This window comes from Pseudomonas sp. ACM7 (genome assembly GCF_004136015.1).
Lineage (GTDB): Bacteria > Pseudomonadota > Gammaproteobacteria > Pseudomonadales > Pseudomonadaceae > Aquipseudomonas > Aquipseudomonas frigoris.
Map to the genome: position 1 here is coordinate 3,882,869 of NZ_CP024866.1, position 18,466 is coordinate 3,901,334.

Consider the following 18,466-nt stretch of genomic DNA (forward strand, 5'->3'; position numbering starts at 1 on the left):
TAGTAGCAATTTCCCTCCTTACAGAATCAACAGCAGAAGCACTTTCCTAATACCGAAAAAATCTTACTCTTAACAAATTACTTTAACTTTCGAACGCAGCCTTCTGTGCTGATTCAAGTTATTGAGCAGGACGACAGGTCAGATTCTGGCTACCCCTCCTTTTACACTCCTAAATCTCAGTTCTGTAAGGGTTTTCCTTTAATCCGCGCCTTGACGGTGCGGTGGCCGCATTCCTATAGTGTGCGCAAGTGGCGGAAAGTGGCATGAAGTGGGTTTTTTGAGCTCAAAACGCTAATATTTGGAGAAACGCTGACGTGTTTCGCGGAGCTAACGCTATCAGTCTCGACGCAAAGGGCCGTCTCGCTATGCCGAGCCGGTACCGTGACGAGCTCGTTTCGCGTAGTTCCGGTCAGTTAATCGTCACAATTGATGCCGTTGATCCGTGTTTGTGTGTTTACCCCCTCGACGAGTGGGAAATTATTGAAACCAAACTGCGCGCACTGCCTTCGCTTCGCGAAGAGAACCGCCGCCTGCAACGTTTACTGATTGGTAATGCCGTCGACCTCGAGCTCGATGGCAGTGGTCGTTTTCTGGTTCCGCCGCGTCTTCGTGAATATGCCAAGTTGGATAAGCGCGCGATGTTGGTAGGCCAACTGAACAAGTTCCAATTGTGGGACGAGGATGCCTGGGATGCGGTTTCTGCCGCTGACCTGGCTGCCATTCAACAACCGGGCGCCATGCCTGATGAACTGCGTGATTTGATCCTGTGACTATTGATAGCGGCTTTAACCACATCACCGTACTGCTTGACGAAGCCGTGGAGGCTCTCGCCGTACGTCCTGATGGCTGCTATCTGGACGGTACGTTCGGGCGCGGCGGACACAGCCGGTTGATCCTCAGCCAGCTCGGCCCCGATGGTCGGGTGCTCGGATTCGATAAAGATCCTCAAGCGATTGCCACCGGGCAAACGCTAGCGGCCGAAGACGGCCGCTTTGTCGTTGTACAGCGCAGCTTCGCCGAGCTCGGTTCGGAAGTCGCCGAACGTGGTCTGGCCGGCAAGGTCAGCGGCGTTTTGCTCGACCTCGGCGTATCTTCGCCGCAGCTCGACGACCCTGAGCGCGGCTTCAGTTTCCTCAATGATGGCCCGCTGGACATGCGCATGGACCCGTCCCGCGGGATCAGCGCTGCCGAATTCGTCAACACCGCCCCGGTGGAAGAAATCGCCCGGGTGTTCAAGCAATACGGCGAAGAACGTTTCTCCGGCCGGATGGCCCGTGCCGTGGCCGAGCGTCGCGACATCAAGCCGTTCGAGCGCACTGCCGATCTGGCTGAAGTCCTGAAAGTCGCCAACCCTGCATGGGAAAAGGGCAAAAACCCGGCGACCCGTGCGTTCCAGGGCTTGCGTATTCACGTCAACAACGAACTGGGTGATCTGGAAGCCGGCCTCGAAGCCGCACTGGAATGCCTGGAGGTCGGCGGCCGCCTGGTGGTCATCAGCTTCCACTCGCTGGAAGACCGCATCGTCAAACTGTTCATGCGCAAACTGGTGAAAGGCGAAGCCGACAACCTGCCGCGCAACCTGCCGGTACGTCACGTCGCCTTCGAACCAATAATCAAAATCCATGGCAAAGCGCAGTCCGCCTCCGAGGCCGAACTCAAAGCCAACCCACGCTCCCGTAGCGCCGTCATGCGCGTCGCGGAGAAGCTGCGGTGAGCAAGCTTTTCGCCAAGCCACTTCCCGGCGGAAGCTTTTTCATGTTTCTGCTGTTTATTGGCGTGCTCGTGTCGGCCATCGGCGTTTCCTATAGCGCCCACTGGAACCGTCAACTGTTGAACTCCCTGTACAACGAGTTGAGCGTGCGCGACAAGGCGCAAGCGGAGTGGGGCCGTTTGATTCTCGAACAGAGCACCTGGACCGCCCACAGCCGTATCGAAGTCCTGGCGACCGAGCAATTGAAGATGCGCATTCCTGGCGCCGCTGAAGTGCAGATGGTGGCGCCATGATGAAACTCGAGGGCGCACTCTTTCCATGGCGGTTCCGCCTGGTGCTGGGTTTGCTCGGCGTCATGGTCGCGGCGATTTCCTGGCGCATTATCGATCTGCAAGTAGTCGACCGTGCCTTTCTTAAAGGTCAGGGCGATGCGCGCAGCGTTCGTCATATCCCGATTCCGGCTCACCGTGGTCTGATCACCGACCGTAACGGCGAGCCTTTGGCCGTGAGTACCCCAGTCACCACCCTTTGGGCCAATGCCAAGGAAATGCAAACGGCCAAAGAGAAGTGGCCTGCACTGGCGGCTGCCTTGGGGCAGGACCCGAAAGCCCTGGCCGAACGTCTCGAGGCCCAGGCCAACAAAGAATTCATTTATCTGGTGCGCGGGCTGACCCCCGAACAGGGCCAGTCGGTGCTCGATCTGAAAGTGCCGGGCGTTTATGGCATCGAAGAATTTCGTCGTTTCTACCCGGCCGGTGAAGTCACTGCCCATATGGTCGGTTTTACCGACATCGATGACCACGGTCGTGAAGGCGTCGAGCTGGCCTACGACGAATGGCTGGCCGGGGTCCCCGGCAAGCGACAGGTGATCAAGGATCGGCGTGGCCGACTTATCAAGGATGTTCAGGTCACCAAAAACGCCAAGGCCGGAAAGCCCTTGGCGTTGTCCATTGACCTGCGTCTGCAATACCTGGCCAACCGTGAACTGCGTAACGCGATCATCGAGAACGGCGCCAAGGCCGGCAGCCTGGTGATCATGGACGTGAAGAGCGGCGAGATCCTCGCCATGGTCAACCAGCCGACCTACAACCCGAACAACCGTCGCAACCTGCAACCGGCGATGATGCGTAACCGCGCGATGATCGACGTGTTCGAACCGGGTTCGACCATGAAAGCGATTTCCATGAGCGCCGCGATTGAAACCGGGCGCTGGAAACCGAGCGACACTGTCGAGGTGTATCCGGGCTCCTTGCAGATTGGTAAGTACACCATCAAGGACGTATCGAAGACCGAAGGCCCAGTGCTCGACCTCACCGGCATCCTGATCAACTCCAGTAACGTCGGCATGAGTAAGGTCGCCTTCGATATCGGTGGCGAAACGATTTTCCGTCTGGCGCAAAAAGTCGGCCTCGGCCAGGACACCGGCCTGGGCTTCCCAGGCGAGCGCGTCGGCAACCTGCCGAACTACCGCGAATGGCGCAAGGCTGAAACCGCCACGCTGTCGTACGGCTACGGTATCTCTGTGACCGCGATCCAGTTGGTCCACGCCTTCTCAGCCCTGGCCAATAACGGTCGCCTCGCGCCGTTGACCCTGATCAAAACGGACAAGCCAGCGCAAACCACACAGGTATTGCCGGAAGCGGTCGCGAAAACCATGCAAGGCATGCTGACCCAAGTGATCGAAGCCCCGCGTGGTGTCTTCCGTGCGCAAGTGCCGGCGTATCACGTGGCAGGCAAGTCGGGTACTGCGCGTAAGACGTCGGTGGGCACCAAAGGCTACGCCGAGAATTCCTACCGTTCGCTGTTCGCAGGCTTTGGCCCGATGAGCGATCCGCGTTACGCAATCGTGGTGGTGATCGATGAGCCGACCAAGGCCGGTTACTTCGGTGGTCTGGTATCGGCCCCGGTGTTCAGCAAAGTGATGTCCGGGACCTTGCGCCTGATGAACATCACCCCGGACAACCTGCCACCTACTCAACAAGCGAACGCAGCACCGGTCGTTCCGCTGAAAGCCAATGGAGGGCGCGGCTGATGTCTCTGAGTCTGAACAAGATTTTCGCCCACGCCGGCCGCGATCTGTTGATCCGCGAACTGACCCTGGACAGCCGCAACGTGCGGGCTGGCGATCTGTTTCTCGCCGTTCCTGGCGGCAAGTTCGACGGTCGCGCGCACATTGCCGACGCTCTGCAACGCGGCGCTGCCGCTGTGGCGTATGAAGTCGAAGGCGCGACCGTGTTGCCGATTACCGATGTGCCGCTGATTCCGGTCAAAGGCCTGGCGGCGCAGCTGTCGGACATCGCCGGACGTTTTTACGGTGACCCCAGTCGTCACCTGAACCTGATCGGCGTGACCGGCACCAACGGCAAAACCAGCGTGACGCAGCTGGTTGCGCAAGCATTGGATTTGCTCGGCCAGCACTGCGGCATCGTCGGCACGTTGGGCACCGGTTTTTACGGCGCGCTCGAAAGCGGCTTGCACACCACGCCGAACCCGATCGCCGTGCAGGCAACCCTCGCCGACCTGAAAAAGGCTGGTGCCAAAGCCGTCGCCATGGAAGTTTCTTCCCACGGTCTGGATCAGGGCCGCGTTACCGCGCTGGCGTTCGATGTGGCGGTGATGACCAACCTGTCCCGCGATCACCTGGATTACCACGGCACCATGCAAGCCTACGGTGAAGCCAAGGCCAAGCTGTTTGCCTGGAACGATTTGAAGTGCCGGGTGGTCAACCTCGACGACGATTTCGGCCGGCAACTGGCTGCGGACAAACGTGAATCGCGCCTGATCACCTACAGCCTGGAAGATGCCAGCGCTTATCTTTATTGCCGTGAAGCGCAGTTCGATGACGAAGGCGTGCGCGCCACGCTGGTCACGCCGCAGGGTGAGCATCACTTGCGCAGCACCTTGCTCGGTCGCTTCAACCTGAGCAACGTACTGGCCGCGGTCGGCGCCTTGCTGGGTCTGGACTACGCGCTGGATGAAATCCTCAACGTGCTGCCGAAACTCGAAGGCCCGGCCGGACGCATGCAGCGCCTCGGCGGCGGTACTCAGCCGCTGGTAGTGGTTGATTACGCCCACACACCGGATGCGCTGGAAAAAGTCTTGATGGCCCTGCGTCCTCACGCCAAAGGCCGTTTGCTGTGCCTGTTCGGTTGCGGTGGTGATCGCGATCGCGGCAAACGTCCGCTCATGGCTGAAGTGGTCGAGCGTCTGGCTGACGGCGTGCTTGTGACCGATGACAACCCGCGCACCGAAGACCCTGCCGTGATCTTCGACGACATCCGCGCCGGTTTTACCGCTGTGGATAAAGTCACCTTCGTCGCTGGCCGTGGCCGGGCGATTGCCCAATTGATCGCCAGCGCTTCGGCAGATGACGTGATTGTCCTGGCCGGTAAAGGTCACGAGGACTATCAGGAAATCAACGGCCAGCGTCACGCTTTCTCCGATCTGGTCGAGGCCGATCACGCCTTGACCGCGTGGGAGGTGGCCCATGCTTAAGGCCTTGAAACTGAGCGAACTGACCGGCGCGCTGAATGCCCGCTTGGTCACTGCCGATGCCAGCTTCGACGGCGTCAGCATCGACAGCCGCGCGATCAAACCAGGCCAACTCTTTATTGCCCTGACCGGTCCGCGCTTCGATGGGCATGACTATCTCAATGACGTAGCCGCAAAAGGCGCCGTAGCGGCGCTGGTCGAGCGTGAAGTCGCCGACAGCGCACTGCCGCAATTGCTGGTGAAAGATACTCGTCAGGCGCTGGGGCAACTCGGCGCGCTGAACCGTGCGGCCTACACCCATCCTGTCGCAGCGATCACCGGTTCCAGCGGCAAGACCACGGTCAAGGAAATGCTCGCCAGCATCCTGCGCACGCGCGGTCCAGTGTTGGCGACCCGTGGCAACCTGAACAATGACCTCGGCGTTCCGCTGACCCTGCTCGAACTCGCACCGGAACATACCGCTGCGGTGATTGAACTGGGTGCTTCGCGGCTCGGCGAAATTGCCTACACCGTCGACATGACCAAGCCTCATGTGGCCGTGCTCAACAACGCCGGGACCGCCCACGTCGGCGAGTTCGGCGGGCCGGAAAAAATCGTTGAAGCCAAGGGCGAGATTATTGAAGGGCTGGATGCCGATGGCGTCGCCGTTCTCAATCTTGACGACAAGGCGTTCGACATCTGGAAGACCCGCGCTGCCGGTCGCAAAGTGCTGACCTTCGCCCTGAGCAATGTCAGTGCCGATTTCTACGCCAGCGATCTGGACCGCGACGCTCGCGGTTGCCCGGCGTTCAACCTGCACACTCCTGAAGGTATGGAGCGCGTTCAACTGAACCTGCTCGGCACCCATAACGTCGCCAATGCCATGGCCGCCGCCGCCGCCGCCCATGCGCTGGGCGTGTCGCTGTTCGGCATCGCCACCGGTCTCGGCGCGGTGCAACCGGTCAAGGGTCGCACCGTCGCGCAACTGGCCACCAATGGCATGCGCGTAATCGATGACACGTACAACGCGAACCCCACCTCCATGTGCGCCGCCGTTGATATACTCGCCGGCTTTTCCGGCCGCACCGTTCTGGTGCTCGGAGATATCGGCGAGTTGGGTGATTGGGCGGAGCAGGGGCACCGCGATGTGGGCGAGTACGCCCGCGGCAAGGTTTCCGCGCTTTACGCTGTCGGGCCAATGATGGCCCACGCCGTGAACGCTTTCGGTCCACAGGCCTTTCACTTCAGCACTCAGGCTGAACTGATCAAGGCCCTGGGCGCCGAGCAAGACACAAACACCACCATTTTGATCAAGGGCTCGCGCAGCGCTGCGATGGAAAACATCGTCGCCGCTTTGTGCGGGACCAGCCTGGAGAAACATTAATGCTGCTGCTGCTAGCGGAGTATCTGCAACAGTTCTACAAAGGCTTCGCGGTCTTTCAGTACCTGACCCTGCGCGGGATTCTCGGTGTGCTGACCGCGTTGGTTTTGTCGCTGTGCTATGGCCCGTGGATGATCCGCACTTTACAGAACCGTCAGATCGGTCAATCCGTTCGTAACGACGGTCCACAATCGCACCTGTCCAAGTCCGGCACCCCGACCATGGGCGGCGCGCTGATCCTGTCGTCCATCGGCGTCAGCACGTTGCTTTGGGCTGACCTGACCAACCGTTATGTGTGGACCGTTCTGCTGGTGACCTTGTTGTTTGGCGCGATCGGCTGGGTCGACGATTACCGCAAAGTGATCGAGAAGAACTCCCGTGGCTTGCCGAGCCGCTGGAAGTACTTCTGGCAATCGGTGTTCGGCCTGGGCGCGGCGATCTTCCTTTATATGACCGCAGCGACACCGGTGGAAACCACCCTGATTTTGCCGATGCTCAAGGACCACAGCATTCCGCTGGGCATAGGCTTCGTCGTCCTGACCTACTTCGTGATCGTCGGCTCGAGCAACGCGGTCAACCTGACCGACGGCCTCGACGGTCTGGCGATCATGCCCACCGTAATGGTCGGCGGCGGGTTGGGAATCTTCTGCTACCTGTCGGGTAACGTGAAATTCGCTGAATACCTGCTGATCCCGTATGTACCGGGCGCAGGAGAGTTGATCGTGTTCTGCGGCGCCTTGATCGGCGCGGGCCTCGGGTTCCTCTGGTTCAACACCTATCCGGCTCAGGTGTTCATGGGCGACGTCGGCGCACTGGCGCTGGGCGCGGCACTGGGCACCATCGCGGTGATCGTTCGTCAGGAAATCGTCCTGTTCATCATGGGCGGCGTGTTCGTGATGGAGACCCTGTCAGTCGTCATTCAAGTTGCTTCCTTTAAGCTCACCGGTCGCCGTGTGTTCCGCATGGCACCGATTCACCACCACTTTGAACTCAAGGGCTGGCCCGAGCCACGCGTGATCGTCCGTTTCTGGATCATCACCGTGATTCTCGTGCTGGTTGGCCTTGCCACCCTGAAGCTGAGGTAGAACGAGTGTCTCTGATCGCTTCTGACCACTTCCGCATCGTTGTCGGCCTCGGCAAGAGCGGCATGTCCCTGGTTCGCTTCCTGGCGAACCGGGGCACGTCGTTTGCCGTCGCCGACACGCGGGAAAATCCACCGGAACTGGCCACGCTCAAGCGTGACTATCCGCACGTGGAAGTGCGTTGTGGCGAGCTGGACGTCGAATTCCTGTGCCGCGCCGACGAGCTCTACGTGAGCCCCGGCCTGGCGCTGGCGACCCCGGCCCTGCAGGCTGCCGCCGCCCGTGGCGTGAAATTGTCCGGTGACATCGAGCTGTTCGCGCGTAACGCGAAGGCGCCGATCGTCGCCATCAGCGGTTCCAACGCGAAAAGCACCGTCACCACACTGGTCGGCGAGATGGCTGCGGCGGCCGGCAAGCGTGTCGCCGTTGGCGGCAACCTTGGCACGCCGGCGCTGGACCTGCTCAGCGACGACGTCGAGCTGTACGTGATGGAACTGTCGAGCTTCCAGCTCGAAACCACCGATCAACTCAACGCCGAAGTGGCGACCGTGCTCAACGTCAGCGAAGACCACATGGATCGCTACAGCGGTCTGCCGGCCTATCACCTGGCCAAGCACCGGATCTTCCGGGGTGCCAAGCAGTTTGTGGTCAACCGTCAGGATGCCCTGAGCCGTCCGCTGATTGGTGAAGGTCAGCCGTGCTGGACCTTCGGTTTGAGCAAACCTGATTTCAAGGCATTCGGTATCCGCGAAGAAGATGGCGAGAAGTACCTGGCCTTCGAATTCCAGAACCTGATGCCGGTGCGCGAGTTGAAAATTCGCGGCGCCCACAACCAGTCCAACGCCCTGGCGGCATTGGCGCTGGGCCACGCGGTCGGCTTGCCGTTCGACGCCATGCTGTCGAGCCTGCGCACCTTCGCCGGGCTTGAGCATCGCTGCCAGTGGGTCCGCGACTTGAACGGCGTGAGCTACTACAACGATTCCAAAGCCACCAACGTCGGCGCCGCACTGGCTGCCATCGAAGGCCTGGGCGCGGACATCGACGGCAAGGTCGTGCTGATCGCCGGTGGAGATGGCAAGGGCGCCGAGTTCAATGATCTGCGTGCTCCGGTGGCGGCCAACTGCCGCGCCGTGATCCTGATGGGCCGCGACTCCGACAAGATCGGTGAGGCCATTGGCGATGCCGTGCCGCTGATCCGCGCCGCTTCGCTGATCGAAGCAGTCGAGCAGTGCCGCGCCGCTGCGCAACCGGGCGACGTCGTGCTGCTGTCGCCCGCCTGCGCCAGTTTCGACATGTTCAAGAATTACGAAGACCGTGGTCACCAGTTCGTCCGCGCTGTGGAGGATCTGGTATGAGCCTGATGAACATCATCAAACCCTATCCGTCGCCGATCATCACCGGACGCGGCATCGACCTCGACTTCCCGATGCTCGCCGGCTGCCTGGCATTGATCGGCCTCGGGCTGGTCATGATTGCATCGGCATCGACCGAAGTGGCGGCTGTGCAGTCGGGCAGCGCCCTGTATTACATGATTCGCCACCTTATTTACATCGTGCTGGGCCTGGGTGCCTGCATCGTCACCATGATGATTCCGATCGCCACTTGGCAACGCCTGGGCTGGCTGATGCTGATTGGTGCGTTCGGTTTGCTGGTGATGGTGATCATCCCGGGGATCGGCCGTGAGGTGAACGGTTCGATGCGCTGGATCGGCTTCAGTTTCTTCAACGTTCAGCCGTCGGAAATCGCCAAGGTATTTGTCGTTATTTACCTTGCCGGTTACCTGGTGCGTCGCCAGAAAGAAGTGCGTGAAAGCTGGATGGGCTTCTTCAAGCCGTTCATCGTTCTGCTGCCAATGGCGGGTCTGTTGCTGATGGAGCCGGACTTCGGTGCCACCGTCGTGATGATGGGGGCTGCTGCTGCGATGCTGTTCCTCGGCGGGGTCGGGCTGTTCCGTTTTTCCTTGATGGTTGTCCTGGCGGTCGCGGCGGTGGTGTTGTTGATTCAAGTGCAGCCGTATCGAATGGCGCGCCTGACCAACTTTGCGGATCCGTGGGCCGACCAGTTCGGTGCCGGTTATCAGTTGTCTCAAGCGTTGATCGCTTTTGGTCGCGGCGAATGGCTGGGCGTTGGCCTGGGCAACAGCGTGCAGAAACAGTTCTACCTGCCGGAAGCCCACACCGACTTCGTGTTCTCGGTCCTGGCCGAAGAACTGGGTGCCGTGGGTTCGTTGTGCACGGTAGCGCTGTTCGTCTTTGTCTGTATTCGTGGCATGTACATCGGTTATTGGGCCGAGAAGGCCAAGCAGTTTTTCGCCGCCTACATCGCGTACGGCTTGTCGTTCCTGTGGATTGGTCAGTTCCTGATCAATATCGGGGTGAACGTCGGTCTGCTGCCAACCAAAGGTCTGACCCTGCCGTTCCTCAGTTATGGCGGTAGCTCGTTGGTGATCTGCTGTGCCTGTCTCGGCTTGTTGCTGCGCATTGAATGGGAAAGTCGAACCCACTTGGGCAGCGAAGAGATGGAGTTCCATGAGAGCGACTTCGCCGAGGAGCCGACCCATGGGCGCTAACGTATTGATCATGGCGGGCGGCACCGGTGGCCACGTGTTCCCGGCGCTGGCCTGTGCTCGCGAATTCCAGGTCCGTGGTTACACCGTGCATTGGCTCGGGACCCCGCGTGGCATCGAGAACGATCTGGTTCCGGTGGCCGGCATCGAATTGCATCGGATCAATGCCAGCGGTCTGCGTGGCAAGGGCAAGCTGTCCCTGCTCAAGGCTCCGTTCATGTTGCTCAAGTCGATCTGGCAGGCGCGGGCGATCATTCGTCAGCTGCGGCCGGTGTGTGTCGTCGGCTTTGGCGGTTATGTGACCGGTCCTGGTGGCGTTGCAGCCAAACTGGCCGGCGTGCCGGTGATCGTTCATGAACAGAACGCCGTAGCCGGTACCGCCAATCGGTTGCTGGTGCCGTTGGCCGCCCGAGTCTGTGAAGCGTTCCCCGACACCTTTACCCTGTCGGGCAGCCGTCGTACCACCGGTAACCCGGTGCGCACCGAGCTGTTCCTCGAAACACCGCGACAGGCTCTGGCCGGTCGCAGGGCGCGTTTGCTGATCCTGGGTGGAAGCCTGGGCGCAGAACCGTTGAACAAGTTGCTGCCTGAAGCCCTGTCGCAAGTCGCCCCCGACCTGCGCCCGGAAGTGTTTCATCAGGCCGGCAAAAACCACGATGAAGTGACTGCAGAGCGCTATCGCGCGGCTGGCGTCGAGGCGCAAGTGCAGCCTTTCATCAAAGACATGGCCCAAGCCTATGGCTGGGCCGACCTGGTGGTGTGCCGCGCAGGCGCGCTGACCATCAGTGAACTGGCCGCCGCCGGTCTGCCCTCGATGCTGGTGCCTTTGCCCCACGCGATCGACGATCACCAGACCCGCAACGCCGATTATTTGGCCCGTGAAGGCGCTGCCTTCCTGATGCCGCAAAGAACGACTGGCGCAGCGGATCTTGCCGCACGCCTGACAGAGGTCCTGATGCAACCACAACGACTCACCGACATGGCCACCGCGGCACGCCGCCTGGCGAAACCCGATGCAACCCGTAACGTGGTCGACACCTGCCTGGAGGTGGCCCATGGTTGAGAATCAGAAAGCCATGCCGCAACCGGAAATGCGCCGCATCCGTAAAATCCACTTCGTCGGTATCGGCGGCGTGGGCATGTGCGGCATCGCGGAAGTGTTGTTGAACCTGGGCTATGAAGTGTCCGGTTCCGACCTGAAAGCCTCGCCGGTGACCGAGCGCCTGGAATCCTTTGGCGCGCACATCTATATAGGCCACCGCGCCGAGAACGCGGCGAACGCTGACGTGCTGGTCACCTCCAGCGCCGTGAACACCTCCAACCCAGAAGTCGCCACTGCCCTGGAACGCCGCATCCCGGTGGTGCCTCGCGCTGAAATGCTGGCTGAGCTGATGCGCTACCGCCACGGCATCGCCGTCGCCGGTACCCATGGCAAAACCACCACCACCAGCCTGATCGCTTCGGTGTTTGCCGCCGGTGGCCTGGACCCGACATTCGTGATCGGTGGCCGTCTGAATGCAGCGGGCACTAACGCCCAGCTTGGCACCAGCCGTTACCTGATCGCCGAAGCTGACGAAAGCGATGCGAGCTTCCTGCACTTGCAACCGTTGGTGGCCGTGGTCACCAACATCGACGCCGATCACATGGCGACCTACGACGGCGACTTCAACAAACTGAAGAAAACCTTCGTCGAGTTCCTCCACAACCTGCCGTTCTACGGTTTGGCGGTGGTGTGCCTGGACGATCCGGTGGTGCGTGAAATCCTGCCGCTGGTCAAACGCCCGACGGTCACCTACGGCTTCGGCGACGATTGCGACGTGCGCGCGATCAATGTGCGCCAGCAAGGCATGCAGACCTTCTTCACCGTGCTGCGCCCTGACCGCGAGCCGTTGGATGTCTCGGTGAACATGCCGGGCAACCACAACGTGTTGAACGCACTGGCAACCATCTGCATCGCCACCGATGAAGGCGTCAGCGATGAAGCCATCGTCCAGGGCCTGTCCGGGTTCCAGGGTGTCGGCCGACGCTTCCAGGTCTACGGCGAACTGCCGGTAGAAGGCGGCAACGTGATGCTGGTCGACGACTACGGTCACCACCCGACCGAAGTCGCCGCGGTCATCAAAGCCGTGCGCGGTGGCTGGCCGGAACGCCGTCTGGTGATGGTCTACCAGCCGCACCGTTACAGCCGGACCCGCGACCTGTACGACGATTTCGTCAATGTATTGGCCGACGCCAACGTTCTGCTGCTGATGGAAGTCTACCCGGCCGGTGAAGAACCGATCCCGGGCGCTGATAGCCGCAAGTTGTGCAACAGCATCCGTCAGCGCGGTCAGCTCGACCCGATCTACATCGAGCGCGGTGTCGACCTCGCTCCAATCGTCAAACCGCTGCTGCGTGCCGGCGACATTCTGCTGTGCCAGGGCGCCGGTGATATTGGTGGTCTCGCACCGAAATTGTTGATCAGTCCGTTGTTCGCTGGCGCCATTGCCGCGCCAACTGTGGGGAAGTTGAAATGACTGCTGCTTACGCCAACCTCGTCTCCACTATTGCGCCGAAAGATTTCGGCCGCGTCGCCGTGCTCTTCGGCGGCAAGAGTGCCGAGCGTGAGGTTTCCCTGAAGTCGGGTAACGCAGTTCTCGACGCGTTGCTGAGCGCCGGTGTGGACGCGTTTGGTCTCGACGTGGGCGATGATCTTTTGCAGCGTCTGCTGAACGAAAAAATCGATCGCGCCTTCATCATTCTCCACGGTCGTGGCGGTGAAGACGGCAGCATGCAGGGCCTGCTGGAATGCCTGGGTATTCCGTACACCGGCAGCGGCATTCTTGCTTCCGCGCTAGCCATGGACAAGCTGCGGACCAAACAGGTCTGGCACAGCCTCGGTATTCCGACGCCACGCCATGCCGTACTGAGTTCTGAGGCCGATTGTATTTCGGCGGCGACGGAACTGGGCTTCCCTTTGATCGTCAAACCGGCCCATGAAGGTTCAAGTATCGGGATGGCCAAAGTGACCTCCGCGTCGGAGTTGATCGACGCGTGGAAAGCGGCCAGTACCTACGATTCGCAAGTGTTGGTCGAGCAATGGATTCAAGGTCCGGAGTTCACCATCGCCACCCTGCGTGACCAGGTGTTGCCACCGATTGCCCTGGGCACGACGCACAGTTTCTACGACTACGACGCCAAGTACGTGGCTTCCGATACCCAGTACCGGATTCCGTGTGGCCTGGACAGCAGCAAAGAAAAAGAACTGATGGACCTCACGGCGAAAGCCTGTGAGGCGCTGGGTATCGCCGGTTGGGGCAGGGCTGACGTGATGCAGGACGCCGACGGGCAGTTCTGGTTCCTGGAAGTCAATACTGCACCGGGCATGACCGATCACAGTCTGGTGCCGATGGCGGCTCGTGCTGCCGGTCTGGATTTCCAGCAACTGGTTTTGGCGATTTTGGCCGCTAGCGTTGCCAATAATGTTGAGCCGCGAGGTTAAGACCATGCAAGGCGCACAGCTGAGACATCAGCCCTCCGCACCACCCGGCCGCAAGCCGGTACCGCGGGGTGCCAGCCGAATGGTGGCCAAAGAGCCGATGTCTGCGCGCCTGCCGAAAGCCAATTTTGGTTTTCTGAAAAGCCTGTTCTGGCCCGTGCTGCTGGTCGCACTGGGTTTCGGTACTTACGAAGGCGCACAGCGTTTGCTGCCGTACGCCGACCGGCCGATCACCAAGATCAACGTGCAGGGCGACTTGAGTTACATCAGCCAGCAAGCGGTGCAGCAGCGGATCGCTCCGTACGTGGCGTCGAGCTTCTTCACCATCGATCTTGCGAGCATGCGTACCGAGCTTGAAACGATGCCATGGATTGCCCACGCCGAAGTGCGTCGGGTGTGGCCGGATCAAGTGGTGATCCGCCTGGAAGAACAACTGCCGGTGGCCCGTTGGGGCGATGAGTCGCTGTTGAACAACCAGGGTCAGGCGTTCACCCCGCGTGAGTTGGCGAATTACGAACACCTGCCACAGCTGTTCGGCCCACAACGGGCCCAACAGCAAGTTATGCAGCAATACCAGGTGCTGAGCCAGATGCTCAGGCCGTTAGGCTTCTCGATTGCGCGCCTGGAGTTGCGTGACCGAGGCAGCTGGTTCCTGACCACCGGCGCCGGCAGCGCAGGCCCGGGAATCGAACTGCTGCTGGGACGCGGCAACCTGCTGGAAAAGATGCGCCGGTTCATTGCCATCTATGACAAGACGCTTAAAGAACAGATTACGAACATTGCGCGCATCGATCTGCGCTACGCCAACGGCCTCGCTGTTGGCTGGCGGGAACCTGTAGCGCCCACGACAGCCCAACCCGCTGTCGCGAAGAATTAAGAAGAGGCAGGACCATGGCAAACGTGCAAAGCGGCAAAATGATCGTCGGTCTCGATATCGGCACCTCCAAGGTGGTGGCGCTGGTCGGCGAGGTCTCGGACGACGGCACGCTGGAAATCGTCGGGATCGGTACCCATCCGTCCCGTGGCCTGAAGAAAGGCGTGGTGGTGAACATCGAGTCCACCGTGCAATCGATCCAGCGCGCGATCGAAGAGGCGCAACTGATGGCTGGTTGCCGCATTCACTCGGCGTTCGTCGGCGTGGCTGGCAATCATATCCGCAGCCTGAACTCTCACGGCATCGTGGCGATTCGTGATCGCGAAGTCAGCTCCGCCGACCTCGAGCGCGTTCTCGACGCCGCCCAGGCTGTAGCGATCCCGGCTGACCAGCGCGTGCTGCACACCCTGCCGCAGGATTACGTGATCGATAACCAGGAAGGTGTTCGCGAGCCGCTGGGCATGTCGGGCGTACGTCTGGAAGCCAAGGTTCACGTGGTCACCTGCGCCGTCAACGCCGCACAGAACATTGAAAAATGCGTGCGTCGCTGCGGCCTGGAAATCGACGACATCATTCTCGAGCAACTGGCGTCGGCCTACTCGGTCCTGACCGACGACGAGAAAGAGCTGGGCGTGTGCCTGGTGGACATCGGTGGCGGCACCACCGACATCGCGATCTTCACCGAAGGCGCGATCCGTCACACCGCGGTGATCCCGATTGCGGGCGATCAGGTGACCAACGACATCGCCATGGCGTTGCGCACCCCGACCCAGTACGCCGAAGAAATCAAGATTCGCTACGCCTGCGCCCTGGCCAAACTGGCCGGTGCCGGTGAAACCATCAAGGTCCCAAGCGTTGGCGACCGTCCACCGCGCGAGCTCTCCCGCCAGGCCCTGGCCGAAGTGGTCGAGCCGCGTTACGACGAGCTGTTCACGCTGATCCAGGCCGAACTGCGTCGCAGTGGCTACGAAGACCTGATCCCGGCCGGCATCGTGCTGACCGGTGGTACGTCGAAGATGGAAGGCGCGGTCGAATTGGCCGAAGAAATCTTCCACATGCCGGTCCGCCTGGGCGTGCCGCATGGCGTCAAGGGCCTGGACGACGTGGTCCGTAATCCGATTTATTCCACTGGCGTTGGCCTGTTGATGTACGGCCTGCAAAAGCAGTCCGACGGGATTTCGTTCTCGGGCATCAGCAGCCGCGACAGCTACAGCAATGAAGAACCGAAAGTCGCCTTGCTCGATCGCTTCAAGAGCTGGGTACAAGGCAATTTCTAAAGATTTACCGCAGCACCGCAGCAAAAAGCAGTAGGCGAAAAAACTAGAGAACGTAAAGGAGAGGGAAAATGTTCGAACTCGTAGACAACATCCCCGCAAGCCCGGTTATTAAAGTTATCGGTGTTGGCGGAGGCGGCGGCAACGCCGTCAACCACATGGTCAAGAGCAACATTGAAGGCGTTGAATTCATCTGCGCCAACACTGATGCCCAAGCGCTGAAAAGCATCGGCGCACGGACCATCCTGCAACTGGGCACCGGCGTGACCAAAGGTCTCGGCGCTGGCGCCAACCCTGAAGTAGGTCGTCAGGCCGCTCTCGAAGATCGTGAGCGCATTGCCGAAGTCCTGCAGGGCACCAATATGGTGTTCATCACCACTGGCATGGGCGGTGGTACCGGTACCGGTGCTGCGCCGATCATTGCGGAAGTGGCCAAGGAAATGGGGATTCTCACCGTTGCGGTGGTGACTCGTCCGTTCCCGTTTGAAGGCCGCAAGCGCATGCAGATCGCCGATGAAGGCATCCGTCTGCTGTCTGAAAGCGTCGACTCGTTGATCACCATTCCCAACGAGAAGCTGCTGACCATCCTTGGCAAGGACGCAAGCCTGCTGTCCGCATTCGCCAAGGCCGACGATGTACTGGCCGGTGCCGTTCGCGGTATCTCCGACATCATCAAGCGTCCGGGCATGATCAACGTCGACTTTGCCGACGTACGGACCGTGATGAGCGAAATGGGCATGGCGATGATGGGCACTGGCTGCGCCAGCGGTCCGAACCGTGCACGTGAGGCCACCGAAGCGGCCATTCGCAACCCGTTGCTGGAAGACGTGAACCTGCAAGGTGCACGCGGCATCCTGGTGAACATCACCGCCGGTCCTGACCTGTCCCTGGGTGAGTACTCCGACGTGGGTAGCATCATCGAAGCCTTTGCTTCCGAACACGCAATGGTCAAGGTCGGTACCGTTATCGATCCGGACATGCGCGACGAGCTGCACGTGACCGTAGTTGCCACTGGTTTGGGCGCGAAAATCGAGAAGCCTGTGAAGGTTATCGACAACACCATGCACACGTCCGTGGCATCGCAGCCGCAGCAACAAGCCTCTGCTCGTCAGGATGCGCCTGCGGTAAACTACCGTGACCTGGACCGTCCGACCGTCATGCGCAACCAGGCTCAGGCCGGTGCTGCGACTGCCGCGAAGATGAATCCGCAAGATGATCTGGACTACCTGGACATCCCGGCTTTCCTGCGTCGTCAGGCCGATTAATGGAATGTATCAGGGCTATGAAGGTGATTGGTGTTCAGCAAAGGTCTGGTCTGCTATCATCGCCAGCCTTTGTTGATACCAGTTCGCAATTTGCGCTGAAGCGGCCCAAGCCATGATTAAACAACGCACACTGAAAAATATTATCCGTGCTACAGGTGTAGGCCTGCACTCCGGGGAGAAGGTATACCTGACCCTCAAGCCCGCACCTATCGACACCGGCATTGTGTTTGTTCGTGCCGATCTCGACCCTGTGGTGCAGATTCCTGCCCGCGCGGAAAACGTTGGTGAAACCACGATGTCGACCACATTGGTCAGTGGTGACACCAAAGTGGATACGGTGGAGCACTTGCTCTCGGCCATGGCTGGCCTGGGCATCGATAACGCCTACGTCGAGCTCTCCGCGTCTGAAGTTCCGATCATGGATGGTAGCGCTGGACCTTTCGTATTCCTGATCCAATCGGCCGGCCTGGAAGAACAGGACGCCGCCAAGAAGTTCATCCGGATCCTGCGGGAAGTGACAGTGGAAGACGGCGACAAGCGCGCCACTTTCGTCCCTTTCGAAGGTTTCAAAGTGAGCTTCGAGATCGATTTCGATCACCCGGTTTTCCGTGACCGCACACAAAGTGCAAGCGTGGATTTTTCCAGCACTTCGTTTGTAAAAGAAGTCAGCCGCGCCCGTACCTTTGGTTTCATGAGTGATATCGAGTACCTGCGCAAGCACAACCTCGCACTCGGCGGCAGCGTTGAAAACGCTATTGTGGTCGACGCGGATGGTGTACTGAACGAAGACGGCCTTCGCTATGAAGACGAATTCGTGAAGCACAAGATCCTCGATGCAATTGGTGACCTCTACCTGCTGGGCAATAGCCTGATTGGTGAGTTCAAGGGCTTCAAGTCCGGACATGCATTGAACAACCAGCTGCTGCGCAAGTTGATTGAGCAGACAGATGCTTGGGAAGTCGTGACTTTCGAAGACGCCAGCACTGCACCGATCTCTTACATGCGTCCAGTTGCGGCCGTGTAAGTAAAAAACCTCTCTAGTTTTTTAAAGGCTGCCTTCGGGTGGCCTTTTTTTATGCGTGCGCCAGGCATGGCGCGTTGCGCGCAAGCGCAACCAGCTTGGCTGTGGTGGCCTCGCTGGTGACTTGGAGGTGAAAGTCCTCTACACACCCGGCAAGGGGAAGTGTTAGCCAGAGGCAAGGGTGTCGCGGGTGACCGCGAATCTGAAGGAAGCCCGAGGCAAAATGCTGGCTTGACGAACAGCAAGCGGATAGAGGCGGCGCAGCGGGGTAAAGGGGCGTGTTTCCCTAAAGCCCAATACTTGCACGGGACGCTGCGACGTAGATCCGACAGGCATAAGCAGG

At 60.1% G+C, this 18,466-nt stretch carries 16 protein-coding genes; all 16 read left to right on the forward strand.

All coding sequences use genetic code 11. The features are described from left to right. The first annotated feature begins 314 nt into the window (after positions 1 to 314). The 16 genes from mraZ (at position 315) to lpxC (ending at position 18,126) form a co-directional block, all read left to right on the forward strand. On the forward strand, positions 315 to 770 hold the full coding sequence (gene mraZ / locus CUN63_RS18375) for a division/cell wall cluster transcriptional repressor MraZ (protein WP_008147486.1): 456 nt from the start codon (positions 315 to 317) through the stop codon (positions 768 to 770). Beyond that, positions 767 to 1,714, forward strand: coding sequence for a 16S rRNA (cytosine(1402)-N(4))-methyltransferase RsmH (rsmH, locus tag CUN63_RS18380; protein WP_008147489.1), 948 nt, complete (start codon positions 767 to 769; stop codon positions 1,712 to 1,714). Before mraZ ends, rsmH begins: the two co-directional genes overlap by 4 nt. After that, on the forward strand, positions 1,711 to 2,004 hold the full coding sequence (gene ftsL, locus CUN63_RS18385) for a cell division protein FtsL (RefSeq protein ID WP_033053422.1): 294 nt from the start codon (positions 1,711 to 1,713) through the stop codon (positions 2,002 to 2,004). Before rsmH ends, ftsL begins: the two co-directional genes overlap by 4 nt. Then, on the forward strand, positions 2,004 to 3,743 hold the full coding sequence (locus CUN63_RS18390) for a penicillin-binding protein 2 (protein WP_178082709.1): 1,740 nt from the start codon (positions 2,004 to 2,006) through the stop codon (positions 3,741 to 3,743). Before ftsL ends, CUN63_RS18390 begins: the two co-directional genes overlap by 1 nt. Then, positions 3,743 to 5,206, forward strand: a complete 1,464-nt coding sequence (locus tag CUN63_RS18395; protein ID WP_129441369.1) for a UDP-N-acetylmuramoyl-L-alanyl-D-glutamate--2,6-diaminopimelate ligase — start codon at positions 3,743 to 3,745, stop codon at positions 5,204 to 5,206. The genes CUN63_RS18390 and CUN63_RS18395 overlap by 1 nt, the downstream gene beginning before the upstream one ends. Beyond that, positions 5,199 to 6,566, forward strand: a complete 1,368-nt coding sequence (gene murF / locus CUN63_RS18400) for a UDP-N-acetylmuramoyl-tripeptide--D-alanyl-D-alanine ligase (RefSeq protein WP_129441371.1) — start codon at positions 5,199 to 5,201, stop codon at positions 6,564 to 6,566. The genes CUN63_RS18395 and murF overlap by 8 nt, the downstream gene beginning before the upstream one ends. Beyond that, the gene (mraY, locus tag CUN63_RS18405; RefSeq protein WP_033061333.1) at positions 6,566 to 7,648 is read left to right on the forward strand and encodes a phospho-N-acetylmuramoyl-pentapeptide-transferase; all 1,083 of its coding nucleotides are present in this window, start codon (positions 6,566 to 6,568) and stop codon (positions 7,646 to 7,648) included. Before murF ends, mraY begins: the two co-directional genes overlap by 1 nt. Before the next feature lie 5 nt (positions 7,649 to 7,653). Next, complete coding sequence (murD, locus tag CUN63_RS18410; RefSeq protein ID WP_129441373.1) at positions 7,654 to 9,000, forward strand: UDP-N-acetylmuramoyl-L-alanine--D-glutamate ligase; 1,347 nt, start codon at positions 7,654 to 7,656, stop codon at positions 8,998 to 9,000. Beyond that, positions 8,997 to 10,214, forward strand: a complete 1,218-nt coding sequence (ftsW, locus tag CUN63_RS18415; protein WP_095130486.1) for a putative lipid II flippase FtsW — start codon at positions 8,997 to 8,999, stop codon at positions 10,212 to 10,214. Before murD ends, ftsW begins: the two co-directional genes overlap by 4 nt. After that, the gene (murG, locus tag CUN63_RS18420; RefSeq protein WP_129441375.1) at positions 10,204 to 11,274 is read left to right on the forward strand and encodes an undecaprenyldiphospho-muramoylpentapeptide beta-N-acetylglucosaminyltransferase; all 1,071 of its coding nucleotides are present in this window, start codon (positions 10,204 to 10,206) and stop codon (positions 11,272 to 11,274) included. Before ftsW ends, murG begins: the two co-directional genes overlap by 11 nt. Next, positions 11,267 to 12,727: a UDP-N-acetylmuramate--L-alanine ligase gene (murC, locus tag CUN63_RS18425; RefSeq protein ID WP_129441377.1), complete on the forward strand. Its 1,461-nt coding sequence runs from the start codon at positions 11,267 to 11,269 to the stop codon at positions 12,725 to 12,727. The genes murG and murC overlap by 8 nt, the downstream gene beginning before the upstream one ends. Further along, positions 12,724 to 13,692 carry a D-alanine--D-alanine ligase gene (locus tag CUN63_RS18430; RefSeq protein WP_129441379.1) on the forward strand — a complete coding sequence of 323 codons (969 nt, stop codon included), beginning with the start codon at positions 12,724 to 12,726 and terminating at the stop codon, positions 13,690 to 13,692. The genes murC and CUN63_RS18430 overlap by 4 nt, the downstream gene beginning before the upstream one ends. A 4-nt stretch (positions 13,693 to 13,696) precedes the next feature. Next, positions 13,697 to 14,566, forward strand: a complete 870-nt coding sequence (locus CUN63_RS18435; protein ID WP_008147517.1) for a cell division protein FtsQ/DivIB — start codon at positions 13,697 to 13,699, stop codon at positions 14,564 to 14,566. A gap of 14 nt (positions 14,567 to 14,580) precedes the next feature. After that, on the forward strand, positions 14,581 to 15,840 hold the full coding sequence (gene ftsA / locus CUN63_RS18440) for a cell division protein FtsA (RefSeq protein ID WP_033061341.1): 1,260 nt from the start codon (positions 14,581 to 14,583) through the stop codon (positions 15,838 to 15,840). 68 nt (positions 15,841 to 15,908) lie between these two features. Then, on the forward strand, positions 15,909 to 17,102 hold the full coding sequence (gene ftsZ, locus CUN63_RS18445; RefSeq protein WP_129441381.1) for a cell division protein FtsZ: 1,194 nt from the start codon (positions 15,909 to 15,911) through the stop codon (positions 17,100 to 17,102). A gap of 112 nt (positions 17,103 to 17,214) precedes the next feature. After that, a complete protein-coding gene (gene lpxC / locus CUN63_RS18450; RefSeq protein ID WP_095130494.1) occupies positions 17,215 to 18,126 on the forward strand; it encodes a UDP-3-O-acyl-N-acetylglucosamine deacetylase in 912 nt (303 codons plus the stop codon). The last annotated feature ends 340 nt before the right edge of the window (positions 18,127 to 18,466 follow it).

Coding starts and splice junctions, on each gene's coding strand:
- CUN63_RS18390 (WP_178082709.1), top strand. CDS start 2,004: ATGAAACTCGAGGGCGCACTCTTTCCATGGCGGTTCCGCCTGGTGCTG.
- CUN63_RS18395 (WP_129441369.1), top strand. CDS start 3,743: ATGTCTCTGAGTCTGAACAAGATTTTCGCCCACGCCGGCCGCGATCTG.
- murF (WP_129441371.1), top strand. CDS start 5,199: ATGCTTAAGGCCTTGAAACTGAGCGAACTGACCGGCGCGCTGAATGCC.
- mraY (WP_033061333.1), top strand. CDS start 6,566: ATGCTGCTGCTGCTAGCGGAGTATCTGCAACAGTTCTACAAAGGCTTC.
- ftsW (WP_095130486.1), top strand. CDS start 8,997: ATGAGCCTGATGAACATCATCAAACCCTATCCGTCGCCGATCATCACC.
- murG (WP_129441375.1), top strand. CDS start 10,204: ATGGGCGCTAACGTATTGATCATGGCGGGCGGCACCGGTGGCCACGTG.
- murC (WP_129441377.1), top strand. CDS start 11,267: ATGGTTGAGAATCAGAAAGCCATGCCGCAACCGGAAATGCGCCGCATC.
- CUN63_RS18430 (WP_129441379.1), top strand. CDS start 12,724: ATGACTGCTGCTTACGCCAACCTCGTCTCCACTATTGCGCCGAAAGAT.
- CUN63_RS18435 (WP_008147517.1), top strand. CDS start 13,697: ATGCAAGGCGCACAGCTGAGACATCAGCCCTCCGCACCACCCGGCCGC.
- ftsA (WP_033061341.1), top strand. CDS start 14,581: ATGGCAAACGTGCAAAGCGGCAAAATGATCGTCGGTCTCGATATCGGC.
- ftsZ (WP_129441381.1), top strand. CDS start 15,909: ATGTTCGAACTCGTAGACAACATCCCCGCAAGCCCGGTTATTAAAGTT.
- lpxC (WP_095130494.1), top strand. CDS start 17,215: ATGATTAAACAACGCACACTGAAAAATATTATCCGTGCTACAGGTGTA.